General features: G+C 66.7%; 11 protein-coding genes and 1 pseudogene. 2 read left to right on the forward strand and 10 right to left on the reverse strand.

Annotated features, from left to right (window positions below):
- Positions 1-39 precede the first annotated feature (39 nt).
- Positions 40-570 (forward strand): group III truncated hemoglobin, encoded by a 531-nt coding sequence (locus tag DI624_RS10050; protein ID WP_291537867.1) that lies wholly within the window; start codon positions 40-42, stop codon positions 568-570.
- A gap of 284 nt (positions 571-854) precedes the next feature.
- Here DI624_RS10050 and DI624_RS10055 read toward each other — a convergent pair whose 3' ends face one another.
- Positions 855-1,139, reverse strand: a complete 285-nt coding sequence (locus DI624_RS10055) for a hypothetical protein (RefSeq protein ID WP_291537870.1) — start codon at positions 1,137-1,139, stop codon at positions 855-857.
- A gap of 129 nt (positions 1,140-1,268) precedes the next feature.
- Here DI624_RS10055 and uvrA point away from each other — a divergent pair.
- Positions 1,269-4,182 (forward strand): annotated as a pseudogene (gene uvrA / locus DI624_RS10060) (excinuclease ABC subunit UvrA).
- A gap of 15 nt (positions 4,183-4,197) precedes the next feature.
- Here the strand turns inward: uvrA and DI624_RS10065 are convergent.
- The 9 genes from DI624_RS10065 to flgK all read right to left on the reverse strand — a co-directional run bounded on the left by DI624_RS10065 (position 4,198) and on the right by flgK (position 14,781).
- Positions 4,198-5,088 (reverse strand): hypothetical protein, encoded by an 891-nt coding sequence (locus DI624_RS10065; protein ID WP_291537873.1) that lies wholly within the window; start codon positions 5,086-5,088, stop codon positions 4,198-4,200.
- Between the two features lie 59 nt (positions 5,089-5,147).
- Entirely contained in the window at positions 5,148-5,810 is a 663-nt protein-coding gene (locus DI624_RS10070; RefSeq protein ID WP_291537876.1) for an ABC-type transport auxiliary lipoprotein family protein, read from the reverse strand.
- Complete coding sequence (locus DI624_RS10075) at positions 5,807-6,745, reverse strand: MlaD family protein (protein WP_291537878.1); 939 nt, start codon at positions 6,743-6,745, stop codon at positions 5,807-5,809. Before DI624_RS10075 ends, DI624_RS10070 begins: the two co-directional genes overlap by 4 nt.
- A gap of 12 nt (positions 6,746-6,757) precedes the next feature.
- Positions 6,758-7,573, reverse strand: coding sequence for an ABC transporter ATP-binding protein (locus tag DI624_RS10080; protein ID WP_291537880.1), 816 nt, complete (start codon positions 7,571-7,573; stop codon positions 6,758-6,760).
- Complete coding sequence (locus DI624_RS10085) at positions 7,570-8,685, reverse strand: ABC transporter permease (RefSeq protein WP_291537884.1); 1,116 nt, start codon at positions 8,683-8,685, stop codon at positions 7,570-7,572. The genes DI624_RS10080 and DI624_RS10085 overlap by 4 nt, the downstream gene beginning before the upstream one ends.
- A gap of 245 nt (positions 8,686-8,930) precedes the next feature.
- Positions 8,931-10,397 carry a UdgX family uracil-DNA binding protein gene (locus DI624_RS10090; protein WP_291537886.1) on the reverse strand — a complete coding sequence of 489 codons (1,467 nt, stop codon included), beginning with the start codon at positions 10,395-10,397 and terminating at the stop codon, positions 8,931-8,933.
- Positions 10,397-11,635, reverse strand: coding sequence for a putative DNA modification/repair radical SAM protein (locus tag DI624_RS10095; RefSeq protein ID WP_291537888.1), 1,239 nt, complete (start codon positions 11,633-11,635; stop codon positions 10,397-10,399). Before DI624_RS10095 ends, DI624_RS10090 begins: the two co-directional genes overlap by 1 nt.
- A 66-nt stretch (positions 11,636-11,701) precedes the next feature.
- Complete coding sequence (locus tag DI624_RS10100; protein WP_291537890.1) at positions 11,702-12,667, reverse strand: flagellin; 966 nt, start codon at positions 12,665-12,667, stop codon at positions 11,702-11,704.
- A complete protein-coding gene (flgK, locus tag DI624_RS10105; protein ID WP_291537892.1) occupies positions 12,664-14,781 on the reverse strand; it encodes a flagellar hook-associated protein FlgK in 2,118 nt (705 codons plus the stop codon). The genes DI624_RS10100 and flgK overlap by 4 nt, the downstream gene beginning before the upstream one ends.
- Between the last annotated feature and the right edge of the window lie 322 nt (positions 14,782-15,103).

The raw sequence follows: 15,103 nt of genomic DNA on the forward strand, positions 1-15,103 counted from the left end.
ACGACGAACACGGCCGTGTGAGAGAGGGCGGAACGTCCAGTGGCGCGGCCCCGCGCGTCCCTCTATCTGACGGCCATGTCCAGCCCCTTCCGCATCGACGATTCGGCCGAAGCCGACGCGCGCCGCGCGGCCGCCGTCCAGCGCCTGCGCGACGAAACCGGCATAGACGAGCCGATGATCGACGCCCTTGTGGAGGCCTTCTACGCGCGTGTCCGCGACGACCGGCTGATCGGCCCGATCTTCGCCGCCCGCATCGACGACTGGGGCCCGCATCTGGCGCAGATGAAGCTGTTCTGGTCGTCCGTCGCCCTGTCCACCGGCGTCTATCAGGGCCGGCCGATGCCCAAGCACCTGCCCCTGCCCATCGACGCCCGCCACTTCGACCGTTGGCTGGAAATCTTCGTCGCGACCGCCAACGACCTCTGTCCGCCGGTTGCCTCCGCGCACTTCATCGAACGCGCCCGTCGTATCGCCGAAAGCCTGGAACTCGGCGTCGCCAACGCCAACAACGTCCTGCTGGCCAAGGGCGAACGCTACACCCGCCCCTTCGAAGGCTGGACGCCGGAATAGATCAGGCAGAACGATCTTCCAAAGTGTGGAAGATGCGAGTGACGACGACGTTAGCGCCCTCCACACGATAGCGAATGACATAGCCGGCCTGCCCAATCGGACGATCATGTCGCGACCGCCGATCCGGTTCTTGGGCGCACGCTCTGGAAACGTCCCCAGAGTTCTCAACGCCCCGTCCAGCACATCCGCAGCGCGCAAGGCGGCTCCTGGCGACACATCGGCCAGAAAGTTCGAGACGCGAATCAGATCGCTACGCGCCGGCGGCAGCAGCCGAACCCGATAGTTCACGTCTTCTCCGCCAGTCTCCGCTCCAAATTGGCGTGAAAGTCACGAAGCGCGTCTTCCAATGGAATGGTCGCGCCCGTGCGCTCATACTCCGCCCAGCGTTCCTCATCTTCTGCGACCCAGGCCGCAGAATACTCGCTTACGCCCGCGATGTCGGTGTCGCCGATCACGTTTTCCAGCGCCCGTAGCGCATAGGGCGTCGGCTCCACGCCCGCAGCCTCGGCCGCTGCCTTCAGACGCCGCGCCTGATCCTCGTTCAGGTGAATGTCGAACCCATCAGCCATTCGGGACGATAACCCAACCGGCTGAACGTCGCAATGTTCTCACATTGTTCTTGCTGAAACGCGCGAATTGATCCCCATATAGCGTCGTCGCGCCGGAGCCGTCCGGCCCTCTCCGCGTTCCCGGATTCAATGACCGAAAAGCACAACTTCATCCGCGTTCGCGGCGCCCGCGAGCATAATCTCAAGGGCGTGGACCTGGATATTCCGCGCGAACAGCTGGTGGTGATGACCGGCCTTTCGGGCTCGGGCAAGTCGTCCCTGGCGTTCGACACCATCTACGCCGAAGGGCAGCGCCGCTATGTCGAGAGCCTGTCGGCCTATGCGCGCCAGTTCCTGGAGCTGATGGGCAAGCCGGACGTGGACCTGATCGAGGGCCTGTCGCCGGCCATCTCCATCGAGCAGAAGACGACCTCCAAGAACCCGCGGTCGACGGTCGGCACGGTGACGGAGATTCACGACTATATGCGTCTGCTGTGGGCGCGGGTCGGCGTACCCTATTCGCCCGCCACCGGCCTGCCGATCGAGAGCCAGACCATCAGCCAGATGGTCGACAAGCTGACCGCCCTGCCCGACGGCGAGCGCATCCTGCTGCTGGCGCCCGTCGTTCGCGGCAGGAAGGGCGAGTACAAGAAGGAAATCGCCGAGTGGCAGCGCCAGGGTTTCCAGCGCCTGAAGATCGACGGCCAGTTCTACCCGATCGACGAGGCGCCGACGCTGGACAAGAAGTTCAAGCACGACATCGACATCGTCGTGGACCGGATCGTCACCAAGCCGGATCAGGAAAGCCGCTACGCCGACAGCCTTCAGACGGCCCTGGGTCTGGCCGACGGGCTGGCGACCGCGGAATGGGCGTCGACGCCCGAGGGCGAGACTGCGCCGCGCACCCTGGTCTTTTCGGAGCGGTTCGCCTGTCCGGTGTCCGGTTTCACGATCAGCGAGATCGAGCCGCGCCTGTTCTCGTTCAACAATCCGTTCGGCGCCTGTCCCGTCTGCGACGGCCTGGGGGTCAAGCTGGCCTTCGACGCCGACCTGGTCATCCCCGACCGCGACAAGACCCTGCACAAGGGCGCCGTCGCGCCCTGGGCGCGCGGCCCGTCGCCCCTCTACACCCAGACGCTGCAATCGCTGAGCCGCCACTACGGCTTCTCGATGGACAAGCCGTGGCGGGATCTGCCGGCCCAGGCGCACAAGGCCATCCTGCACGGCACGGGCGCGGAGAAGATCAAGTTCACCTACGACGACAACGCCCGCAAGTACGAGGTCTCAAAGCCGTTCGAAGGCGTGCTGCCCAACCTGGAGCGCCGCTGGCGCGAGACCGACAGCGCCTGGGTGCGCGAGGAACTGGCCCGCTATCAGTCCGAAACGCCGTGCGACGCCTGCCACGGCAAGCGGCTGAAGCCCGAGGCCCTTGCGGTCAAGGTCGGGGGCGAGGACATCGCCGACATCTCCACCCTGTCGATCTCCAAGGCCTATCTGTGGTTCTCGACCCTGGAGGAGAGCCTGAGCGAAAAGCAGATGGAGATCGCCCGGCGCATTTTGAAGGAGATCTGCGACCGGCTGCGGTTCCTGAACAATGTCGGCCTGGACTATCTGAACCTGTCGCGGTCGTCCGGCACCCTGTCGGGCGGCGAGAGCCAGCGCATCCGTCTGGCGTCGCAGATCGGCTCGGGCCTGACCGGCGTCCCGTCTGCTGGAAAGCCTGAAGGGGCTGCGCGACCTGGGCAATTCGGTCCTGGTCGTCGAGCATGACGAGGAAGCGATCCTGACCGCCGACTATGTCATCGACATGGGGCCGGCCGCCGGCGTGCACGGCGGCACGGTCTGCGCCGAGGGCACCCCCGAACAGGTCATGGCCAATCCGAACAGCCTGACCGGCAAGTATCTGACCGGCGCGCGCGAGATCGAAATCCCGGCCGAGGGTCGCCGACCGATCGACCGCAAGCGGATGCTGAAGATCAGCGGGGCCAGCGGCAACAATCTGAAGAGCGTGACAGGCGAAATCCCGGTCGGGGTCTTCACCTGCATCACCGGCGTCTCCGGGGGGGGCAAATCGACCTTCACCATCGAGACCTTGTACAAGGCCGCCGCCCGTCGCCTGAACAATGCGTCCGAAGCCCCCGCCCCCTTCGACCGGATCGAGGGGCTGGAGCATTTCGACAAGGTCATCGACATCGACCAGTCGCCCATCGGCCGCACCCCGCGCTCGAACCCGGCGACCTACACCGGCGCCTTCGGGCCCATCCGCGACTGGTATGCGGGTCTGCCGGAATCCAAGGCGCGCGGCTATGGCCCCGGCCGGTTCAGCTTCAACGTCAAGGGCGGCCGCTGCGAGGCCTGCCAGGGCGACGGCGTGATCAAGATCGAAATGCACTTCCTGCCCGACGTCTATGTCACCTGCGACGTCTGCAAGGGCAAACGCTATAACCGCGAGACGTTGGAGATCGCGTTCAAGGGCAAGTCCATAAGCGACGTGCTGGACATGACGGTGGAGGAGGCCGCCAGCTTCTTCAAGGCGGTTCCGCCGATCCGCGACAAGATGCTGACGCTGGAGCGGGTGGGCCTGGGCTATGTCAAGGTGGGCCAGCCGGCGACGACCCTGTCGGGCGGCGAGGCCCAGCGGGTCAAACTGTCCAAAGAGCTGTCGAAACGCGCGACCGGCCGCACCCTGTATATCCTCGACGAGCCGACCACCGGGCTTCACTTCGAGGATACGCGCAAGCTGCTGGAGGTGCTCCAGGAACTGGTCGAGGCCGGCAACACCATCGTCGTGATCGAGCACAATCTCGATGTCATCAAGGTCGCCGACTATCTGCTCGACTTCGGTCCCGAAGGCGGCGACGGCGGCGGCGAGATCGTCGCGGTCGGCACGCCCGAACAGGTGGCGGACAACACCGCCAGCTGGACCGGCAAATACCTCAAGGAGGTGCTGGACCGGCACGAAGCGCGCCGCAAGGCCCGGGTCGCGGCCCTGGGCGCCCCCGCCGCGCCGGGCCGCGCGGCTCCGGCCACGCCCGTGCGGAAGAAGGCGAAGGCCTCCGCCTGATCCGAACGACCGCCGTCAGCGCCCCCTGGACGTGCGGATGGCCTGCCACGCCGCCGAGAAGGGGGCGTACAGCACGGCTAGTTGCAGCGCAGACAGGAAGGCGTTGACAATCGAGGACACCAGCAGGGCCGGCCAGGCGCGGGCCAGAATCTGGCCTAGGCCCAGGTCGGCGTAGCGCGACAGGCTCTGGACGCCGCCGGTCGCCAGATCGGTCGCGGCGCCGATGATCATGCCCAGGATGCTGACGATAAGGGACATGACCACGGCGATGACCGCCATGCCGAGCAGGGCCCAGAAATGGCCCTTCGTGGCGGAAAAGGACTCCAGGATCACGATCTTGCGGCGATCCACCGTCATCGGCACGGCCAGGCTGAACTTGACCGCCAGCCAGACCACCAGGGCGAAGGCGGCGAAGATCAGCAAGACGCCGAGCAGGATCAGCAGCGGCTGGCCCGAGGCGGCGCCGAAGCCGATGGCGGCGCCCACCACCGTCATGGCCACGCCGGACGACAGGCCGACGATCACGGCGACGGCCAGGGTCACGACCAGAACGCGCACCTCGTCCATGCCCAGCCGCAGATAGCCCCAGCGCGTCTCTTCCGGCCGCAGCACTGCGCGGGCCACCGCCGCGCTCAGCACCGCGCCGATCACCAGGCCCGCAGGCGCGGCCAGGGCGAAGGCGCTGGCGTAGACGGGACCGAGGGCCTGAAAGTCGGCCATCGAAGGGTTGGCCGACTGTTCCAGGGCCTCGCCGGCCGCCATCAACGCCGCCCACTTGTCCGCACCCAGGCCGAACATGACCAGATACAGCAGCAGATAGGTCAGACCCCAGGCCAGGGCGACCACCGGACGACGGCGAACGACGCGGAACCCTTCGAAGGCCGCGTCGGTGGCGGAAAAACTCATGACAACTCCGGGTGCAGATTCGTCTCCACCCTAGCGCATCCGCGCCTCGGCGTCCTGCGTCAGGCCGCCGACTGAATTGTCCAGTCGGCGATCTGGGTATTGATGTCGCGCGTGGCGGCGTCGAAGGCGGCGACGATAGCCGACACCCGGTTCTCGCCGGCGGGCTGGATCACGGTGAAGACGCGCTCGACCGAACGCCCTTCCTCGGGGCGGATGGCCGCGCCGTCGGTCCGACGCTCGGGCGTCGAGCGCAGTTGGGCCCGTGCGGTGACGACCACGTCAGGCGCGGCCCCCGGCGCGGCGTAGCGGGCCTCGAACGTCGTCACCGTCACCTGCAACACCAGGGGCGGCGTGCCCGGCTCGCGGCGGCCCAGGACGCGAATTCGATCCGCCCGATTGGCGAAGGCGGCCTTCAGGCTGTCGTCGAACAGGGTGGACGCGGGCGAAACCCAGCGCGCCCCGCCGATATAGGCGGTCTCGAGCCCCGTCACGCCCAGGATGCGGTCGTCGCCGGCCGCCTCCGGGAATTCGATGCGGCGGATGGAGACCGTCAGGGGCGCAGGCGACGCCCCCACGGCGGAGGGCGCCGCCAGCGGCAGGCCGAAGCGATAATTCTGCACCGGGTCCGGCGTCGACAGCAGCGAACAGCCGCCAAGAGCCGCCACAGCGGCGAGACCCGCCGCCAGACGAAGGCCGGAACGAACGACGGAACGAGGGATCACGGCTGAACCTCCAGCTCTTTGGATTGGGGACGACCGATGAAGTCGCGGGGGCTGGCGCGCACCTGGTCGATCAGGGCCTGAAGAGAGCGGGTGGCGTCCTGCAGTTCCTCGATCGTGCCGGTCAGCTGCGGCAGGCTGGACGTCGCAAAGTCGCCGAGCGGCCGCTCCAGCCCCGTGATCGATCGGTTGGCCGAGGCGATGGCCGTGCGGGCCTCCGCCGTCGCCTGGTTGATGTTGGCGATGGCCTGACGGCCGTCGGTGTTGACGATCTGGCGCGTGTCGACGGCCAGGGCCTGATATTCCTTCACAGCCGCATTGGCGCTGGTGACGGCTTCCTCCAGTTGCTGGAAGATGGCCTTGCGGGCCTCAAGCTCGGTGGTCAGGGCCTCGACATTCTTCACGCTGGTCGAGAAGCTGCGGATGTTGTCGTCCGACATGACGCGGTTGATGCGGTTCAGGGCGTCCACCGTCTGGGCCAGCACGGTGCCCGAACCGCTGAGCAGTTCGGCGATGGGCGACGGCTGGCTTTGCAGCACCGGCACGACATTGTCAGGATACTGGTCCTTCAGCAGGGCGCTGTCAGGCGAGCCGGCGGTGATCTGAATGTAGTTCACGCCAGTGATGCCTTGCGGTTCCAGTTGAGCGCGCGAGGTGACGCGCACCGGCGTCGAGCCGTCCACGCGCACGCGGGCGATGACCTGGTCGCCGCGCTTGGTGTCGATGTGCACATCGGTGACTTCGCCGACCCGGATGCCGTTGAAATGCACTTCCCCCCCCTCCGACAGCCCGTTCACCGGGCCGTAGAAGACGATTTCGTACAGGTCGTAGTCGCTGTTGAACTGCAACCGGGCCAGCCAGATGGTGAACACCGCCAGCGCCGCCAGCAGAGCGACGGTGGCGATGCCGACCGCGGCGTAATGTGCGTCTCTTTCCATGCTCGGCTCTCCTCAGGCCGCACTTCTGGCGACGGCGCGGCCGCGCGGCCCCAAAAAGTATTCCTTGATCCACGGATGATCGGAGCGTTCCAGCTCCTGCACCGTGGCCTTCTCGACCACCCGCTTGTCCGCCAGGACCGCCACCTTGTCGCAGATGGCGTAGAGGGTATCGAGATCATGGGTGATCATGAAGACCGACAGGCCCAGATCGTCCGCCAGCTGACGGATCAGATCGTCGAAGGCGGCGGCCCCGATCGGGTCCAGCCCCGCCGTCGGTTCGTCCAGGAAGACCAGCTCCGGGTCCAGCGCCAGGGCGCGGGCCAGGCCGGCGCGCTTCTTCATTCCGCCCGACAGTTCGGCCGGCTTCAGATAATGGTGCTCGGGCTTCAGACCGACCATGGCGATCTTCATCTCGGCCAGTTCGTAGATCACCGACTTCGGCAATTTGGTATGCTCGATCAACGGCGAAGCGACGTTCTCGAGCACCGACAGGGCCGAGAACAGCGCGCCCTGCTGGAACAGGATGCCGGTGCGACGCTCGATATCGGCAGCTTGATCGTCGGTCAGGGTGGCGCGGTCGTAGCCCAGCACCTTCACCGAGCCGCCCTCCGGCTCCTTCAGGCCGATGATGGTGTTCAACAGGACCGTCTTGCCCGCGCCCGATCCGCCTACGACGCCCATGACCTCGCCGCGCTGCAGGTCGATGTCCAGGTTTTGGTGGATGACGCGGTCGCCGAACTGGCTCAAGAGGCCGCGCACCTCGATCAGATTTTCCGTCCCCGGCGCGTCGGCGGCACGGACGGCGGTCTCTGGCTTCGCGCCGCTCATATGTTCAGCTCCAGGAAGATCAGGGCGAACACCGCGTCCAGCAGGATGATGGCGAAGATGGCTTGGACCACGGCCGCCGTCACGCGCCGCCCCAGGCTTTCGACGTCGCCGGCGACCGACATGCCCTGGCGGCAGCCGATGGCGGCGATGACGAGGGCGAAGGCCGGCGCCTTCACCAAGCCGACCATCATGTGCTGAGGCATGCCGCCGACTTCCACCAGGCGCTGGAAGAAGAAGGACGGGCCGAGATTCAGCGAACTCCAGCAGACGACGAGGCCGCCCAGCAGACCGCCGATCATTCCCATGAAGGTGAGCAGCGGCAGCATCAGCACCAGGGCGGCCACGCGCGGCACCACCAGGGCCTGAAACGGATTGACGCCCATGACCTGCATGGCGTCGACCTCCTGGTTCATCCGCATCGAGCCGATCTCGGCGGCGAAGGCGGACGAAGACCGGCCGGCCAAGAGGACCGAGGCGATCACCACCGCGAACTCGCGGAACATGGCCACGCCGATCAACTGCACCGCAAAGACCTGAGCGCCGAAGTCGGCCAGCAGGTCCACGCCGATGAAGGCCACCACGGCGCCGATGAAGAAGTTTGTGATCACGACGATGGGAATGGCGTCCAAACCGGAGCGTTCGGCCTGGCTGACCCAGGCGGGCCAGCGGATGCCGCCCGGATGGCGCAACGCCTCGGCCACGGCGGCCATCAGACGGCCCAGGAAGGCCAGGGACAGCATCGCCTCGCCGGCGAAGTCATAAACGCCGCGGCCGATCTTGGCGAAGGTGCGCACAAAGGCGCTGGCGGGTTTGGGAGCCGGGGCGCTCTTGCGCTCCAGCAGTTCGATCATGTGATAGATGCGGCCCGCCTCGGGGCGCGCCGTCCACTGGCTCTTGGGCAGTCGCCCGCTGGACGCCTTCACCAGGGCCAGGGCGCCGGCGGTGTCGAAACGCCCCAGGTCCGAGGTGTCTATGCTGGCGATCTCGCGGCCTTCCAGGTCGCGGCTAAGCTCGGCGGGAAGACGGCCGAGCGCCGTCGTCGTCCAGTCGCCGGTCAGCCGCAGCCGCGCCGCGCCGTCCGCCTCCACGATCTCGTATTGCGCCTGGCTCATCGGGCCTCGAACGTCAGGTCGGACATCGCGATCATCCCTTAGCCGATGCTTTGGGACCGCCAGGCCGCGCAGCCGGAATCCTTACGGCGCTAATGGTCAAGGCCGCCTCCGATGTCAACGGCGATGACATTTACGCGGATGAATGTCGCTGAACCGTGTCGCGGCCGCCTCCCCCTGATGGTTGCGCCAAACCGTGACGCTGGCGTGGATGGCAAACGCGGTCGAACGGGATTCGTTCTCTCGTCTCAGCCCATCAGGGCCCGGACAGTGGCCAGATCGTCGATGAACAGCCGCCGCGCCTGCGCTTTCGCGGCGGGGTCGGGCAGGCGAAGCAGATAAGACGGGTGAACGGTCAGCATGGCCGTCCCGCCATCCGTCAGGGCCAGCGGCGCGCCGCGTTCGCGCATCACCGCCGGCTTGCGCCCCAGCACCGCCAGCCCGGCCGTGGCACCCAGGGCCAGAACCACCTTCGGCTTCAGCAGCCGGCGCTCGGCGTCCAGCCACCAGCGGCAGGCCTGGACCTCGCCGGCGTCGGGCGTCTTGTGCAGCCGTCGCTTGCCGCGCGGCTCATGCTTGAAATGTTTGACGGCGTTGGTGACATAGACATCGGCGCGGTCGATCCCCGCCTCTTCAAGCGCGACGTCCAACACCGCGCCCGCCGGGCCGACGAAGGGACGCCCGGCAAGATCTTCCTGATCGCCCGGCTGTTCGCCCACGATCATCAACCGCGCCTGTTTCGGCCCTTCGCCGCACACGCCCTGGGTCGCATCGCGATATAACGGGCAGCGGCGACAGGCCTTCACCCCTTCGGCCACTTCGGCCAGACTTTCGGGAACGGCCTGCGCATCCGGGCGCGCGGCGTGCAGGTCGGGCGCCACGGCGCGGGCGAAACGGGCGTTGGGCGAAGGCGCGGGCGTGGCGACCATGGCTTCCGTTCGAACCGACGAAGCGGCCACCAGTTCCGGGATCAGGGCGGCCTCAGGCAGATTCTTCCAATAGGTCTTGGCCATCTCGCCCTGCATGGTCTTCACCTTCAGCCGGGCCGGATTGAAGGTCGAGGCGTAGTAGGTCTTCCAGAACGCTTCGATCTCGTCCTCGGCCGGCGCCATGTCGCGCGTCGCCGGCGGACCGAACCGCATGTTTTCGCCATCCCAGAAGGCCGAGCCGTCCGGCGTCAGGATCGACCAGCGCATGGTGGTGAAGCGACGCTGGAAAAACGGCGCGGTCTTTTCCAGCACGCGGTGCGGCGGCTCGAACCAGGCGACCCAGGCTTCGCCCCGGTCGTCGTGCGCCTGACGAAAGCGGACGAAGGCCTTCATCTTGTGCGAGGCGCGACTGACGGTCTTGGCCCGTTCCATCGCATCGGCCACATCGCGGTCGGAGACCACCCGGATCAGATCGGGTTCGTCCCTGAGTCGCCACAACAGCCGATACATCAGGTCGAACCGATCCTCGGCGCGGTGCAGGATCACCTCGCGGGCCAGGTCCACGAAAGATGCAGGAACGGCGAACGTGTTTTCGATCCGCTCATCTCCGCTTTCGCGGGGGCGATCGGAGCCGGGCAGGTCGAACAATCCGCCTTGAACGCCGGACGCCCCGCCCGCCACCACGAACTGCGCGTCCGCCGGCCCCACGCCGGCCAGCCGGAACGCCCGCGCCGCCTTGCGCCAGCCGTCAAAGTCGGTCTCGCCGCCCAGCGTCGCCGTCGCCATCAGAACAGACTCAACTGTTCCGGGGCCCGGCCGCCCACCTGCGTCTTCAGATCGGCGGCGTCGGTCAGGGCGCCCGGCGTCCAGTCCAGGGCGGTGATGAAGGGGCGGACCTTGGCGACCGAGCAGGTCAGCCGTCCGATGTCCTCCAGCCGCAGGGTACGATAGCGACGGACGGACACGATCCGGTCCACCGCCTTCACCCCCAATCCCGGCACCCGCAGCAGCATTTCGCGCGGCGCGCGGTTCACGTCGACGGGAAACTGCTCGCGCTTGTTCAACGCCCAGGCCAGCTTGGGATCGACGGCCAGGTCCAGCATTCCGCTAGGGGCCCCCTCTGCGATCTCGGGCGCGGAAAACCCGTAGAACCGCATCAGCCAGTCCGCCTGATACAATCGATGCTCGCGCATCAACGGCGGCTTGGACAAGGGCAGGACGGCGCTGGCGTCGGGGATGGGGCTGAAGGCCGAATAATAAACCCGCCGCAGGCCGTAACCGCCGTACAGCGAGGCGCTGCGATCCAGGATTTCGGTGTCCGGCGCCCCGTCCGCCCCGACGATCAACTGGGTGCTCTGCCCCCCAGGCGCGAACCTGGGCGGCTTTGTCTTGTCGCGCCGGGAAGGTCTGGCCGCCTCGACGCCTAGCCTCACCTGTCCCATCGCCTTCTTGATGACGCCGACATCCTTCTGTGGCGCCAGCCGGGCCAGCGCCTCGTCGCGCGGCAGCTCGATATTGGCCGACAAACGGTCTGCGTAGAGGCCCGCCATCTCGACCAGACGCGGATCGGCCTCGGGAATCAGTTTCAGATGGATATAGCCACGAAAGTCGTGAACCTCGCGCAGCGTCTTGGCCACCAGGACCAGCTGCTCCATCGTATAGTCGCTGTTGCGGATGACGCCCGACGACAGGAACAGGCCCTCGATATAGTTGCGCCTGTAGAAGTTCAGCGTCAGGTCGACCACCTCGTTCACATCGAACCGCGCCCGCTCCACGTTCGACGACGCGCGATTGATGCAATAGGCGCAGTCGTAGATGCAGAAGTTGGTCAGCAGTATCTTCAGCAGACTGATGCAGCGCCCGTCGGGCGTATAGGCGTGGCAGATGCCCATCCCCTCGGTCGAACCGATCCCCTTGCCGCCGACCGAGTTCCGCTTCGCCGTGCCCGACGACGAGCAGGAGGCGTCATATTTCGCCGCATCGGCCAGAACCGAGAGTTTTCGACGGAGATCGAGACGCGCCATGGTTCATGATATGTTCTCGTCCGAGATCAAGTCTAGCTTCACCGTTCTGCTTTATTTTCAGGGGCTTCAGCGCAGCAGGTTGAGCAGCGAAGTATTCTTCAGCGAATTGATGATCTGCGCCGAGGCTTCGATCGCCACCTGCGCCTGCTGAAGGTCGGTGATGGCCTGGGCGGGGTCGTAGCCGGTCTTGTCCTGCATCATCTTTTGCAGGGCGGTCTTCTGGCCCTGCTGGGCGTCCAGGGCGGCTTCGACATGGTTCTGCATAAGGCCGTTCCTGGCGGTCTGGTCGGTCAGGCCGGCGTTCGCCTTGTCCAGTTCGGCCAGTTGCGCCTTCAGGAAGGCGGTCACATCCGCATCGGGTTGGCCCGTCAGCGTCCCGGCGCCGGCCGGCGTGTAGGTCACGCCGTTCACCGTGACCGGCGCGCCGTTCTGGAAAGCCTGGATGTTGCGAAACACCTCGGTCAGCGGCCCGCCGACCTCGCTGGCCAGAAAGCCGGTCTCCAGCGTCGTCTTCTCGTCGATGCGCGACTTGTGCTTCAGGGTGTCGTTGGCGAAGGTCGAAGCGGTCGACGGCGCGGTCGCCAGATCGGCCAGGGTCGCCGCCTTCGCCGGCGCCACGTCCCCCTGCCCCCCGGCGAACAGATAGGCGCCCTGGTGCTCGGCGTTCAGCCCGCCCTGTACGGTCTGATAGTGCAGGCCCAGTTCGGTCATCAGATTGGTGATGTTTCCCGCGCCTAGGCCGTTGGCGATGGCGTCGCGGGCGCCTGCGCCGCCCTCGTAGATGCGGGTCAGGGCCAGGTCCTGGGCGCTGAGGCGCGCGGCGACCGTTTCTCCAGTCGAGATGAAGCCGTCAAGCCGCGCCTGGGTCGAGGTCAGGCTGGTCAGCTGTTCTGCGCCGCGACCATAGCCGGCCATGTTGGTGGCGATCTTTTCGCTGTCGATCCGCTCCTGCGCCTGCTGGGCGCGGCTCTGGGCGGTCATCAGGCTGAGCAGGGCCGACTGGAAGTTTCCGTTCGTGGCGACGCGCGTCATTGCAGGATTCCGATCAGAACGTCGTACATGTCCTTGCTCGCCTGGATCAGGCGGGCGGAGGCGTTATAGGCCTGTTGGAAGGTGGTCATATTGACCAGTTCCTCATCCATATTGACCCCCTGGGCCGAGGTGCGACGGCTTTCCGCCTCGGTCGAAAGGGCGGCGGCGGTCTCGCTGCGCGTCTTGGCGGCCGAGGCCTTGCCGCCGATGTCGCCGGCGAAGTCCGCCGCATAGGCCGAAAGGGTCTTCGTCCCCCCCGCATTGCCGCCGGCCGAGGCGAAGGCGACGTTGCGCTTGCCCACGTCGCCAAGGGCCAGGCCGCCGCGTCCGTCGCTCTTGCTCAGCGCCGGCGTTCCCGCCGCCGCCGCCAGGTTCAGTTGCGCCAGGGCCAGTTTGCCGGGGTCCTGTTGAATGTCGCTGCGAACGCTGTAGGCGCCGGCCCGCGTCGCGCCTGCAGCGCCCAGGCCGAACAGTTCGGACATGGACAGGCCGGACGGCGTCTGAGTCGTCGCATCCTTGACGATGCTCATCGTCGTGGCGGCCGGATCATAGGCCTTGAAAGCCAGCCTGCCGGCGGCGTCCAGGCTGAAGGCGCCGTAGCGGCCCACCCCGGTGATCGGATCGTTCAACGCCCCCAGCAGTTCGCCCATCGTGCCTGTCCCGGCGGGGACGGACACGGTGATGTCCCGCTGTCGTGCGCCGGATTCCCCGGCGAAGCGGAACGTCAGGCTCTCGCCCGCATCGAAACCATGCTGCGAAGTCAGCGTCAGCCCGGTCTCGTAGAAGGTCGGCGTGGTCATCGTGACCAAGTCGTTCAGCCCGAACCAATGGGAAAAGCCGCGGCCGCCCTTGCTGCCAGGCGTCGTCGCATCGTCGGCGATGGCCACGCCGTTCCCGCCCGCGCCGTCAAGTTGCAGCCGCCCGTCGGCGAAGCTGGCCGTGACGGCCCCGCCCATCTGGGCGTTCAGCACCCCGAGGAAGGTCGATGGATCGGCCGCGACGCCGTTGATCGTCATCGTCGCGCCGGAAAAGACGATCTGGGCCGAGGCCTGAACGACGCCGGCGGCGTCGACGGCGGTGATGGTGGTCGCCCCCGAAAAGCCGTTGAGCGCGTTTTCCAGGGATTGGCCGGTGTTGCGGCCCGCCAGGGTCGTCGGGGCCGGCACGCTGCTGTTGGCGTTGTGGGCGCGGTTCAACTCGTCCGCCATCTTGGCCGTCAGTTCGCCCAGGCGCGCCGCCGCCGCCGGCGCATCCACGTCGCGCATCTCGACCAGGCCGCGAATCTGGCCCGACGATACGCCGTCCAGCAGCGGCCAGCGCGTGCCGCTGGGCTCGGTGATCATGATGTCCGAAAAGGCGGTGGTCGCATCGACCGTTCCGGCCGATTGGTAGGAGATCGTCGCATGGCCTTCGCCCACCAGGGTCGTGCCCGCATTGGTGCGCAGGGTGACGCCGCCGTTCGCGCGGGGCTCGACCTTCACGTCCATATATTTGGAGAGTTCGTTGATCAGGCCCAGCTGGGCGTTCTGGGCGCCGGTAACGTCCTGATTGACCACCGAGCCCGAGGCGATGGTCTTGTTCAGCTTGTCGATCTGTTCCAGCAGCGGGTTGATCGTCTCGACCGCGCTTTGCAGCCGCCCGTCGGCCTCCTGGCGCGCGGACTGGATCTGGGCGGCGATGCCGGCCGCCTGGTTGAACATCGACTGGGTCTTGTAGATCGTGTCCTGGCGCGCGGCGGACGAGGTCGGGCTTTCGGCCAACGTCGCATAGCTGGCGAAAAGCTTGTCGACCTGGGCGAAGAAGTTGGCGTCGCTGCTGGGGTCGCCGAACTGGCTCTGAATCTGGTCGTAGAGTTCGGATCGCACGCCCTGACGCGCCGCATCCGATCCCGCGCTCAGCGCCGCCGCCTGAAGGAAGCGGTCCGTCGCCAGCCGAACGCGCGTGACATCCACGCCCGCGCCGTATCCGTTGGTGACGGCGGCGGACTGGTCGGCGACCTTGCGGACATAGCCGGGGGTGTCGACGTTGGCGATATTGTCGGCGGTGACGCGCAATTGCGACTGGGCGGTCTGCATGCCCGAGGTCGCGATATTCATGATCGAGTTCAGCGACATGGACGCATCTCCCCCGCCCTACCCGGCAAGCCCTGCACTGCCGCGCGCAGTTCTTGCCCAGCCACGCCCCGACGCCGCTCGGACAGAGCGTTGTTTTTCAATGGGATCGTGGATCGGACATCCGTCATGACCGATGAGGCGCGCAAGCGCCGGGCCAGTTGGGGTTGACCCCAAGCCAGGCGTTCAAGCGGCGCGACCGTGACCCGTCAAGCCGGGCAAAAAGCGGCGATAGCGCGGCAATAATCGACCGTCATGCGTCGCAGCCGGTAAGGAAATGTCGGATTCGCCGTTGTTTATATTGATCTATTTTTTTGGCCCGCCC

It is taken from the genome of Brevundimonas sp., from assembly GCF_003248455.1.
Taxonomy (GTDB): domain Bacteria; phylum Pseudomonadota; class Alphaproteobacteria; order Caulobacterales; family Caulobacteraceae; genus Brevundimonas.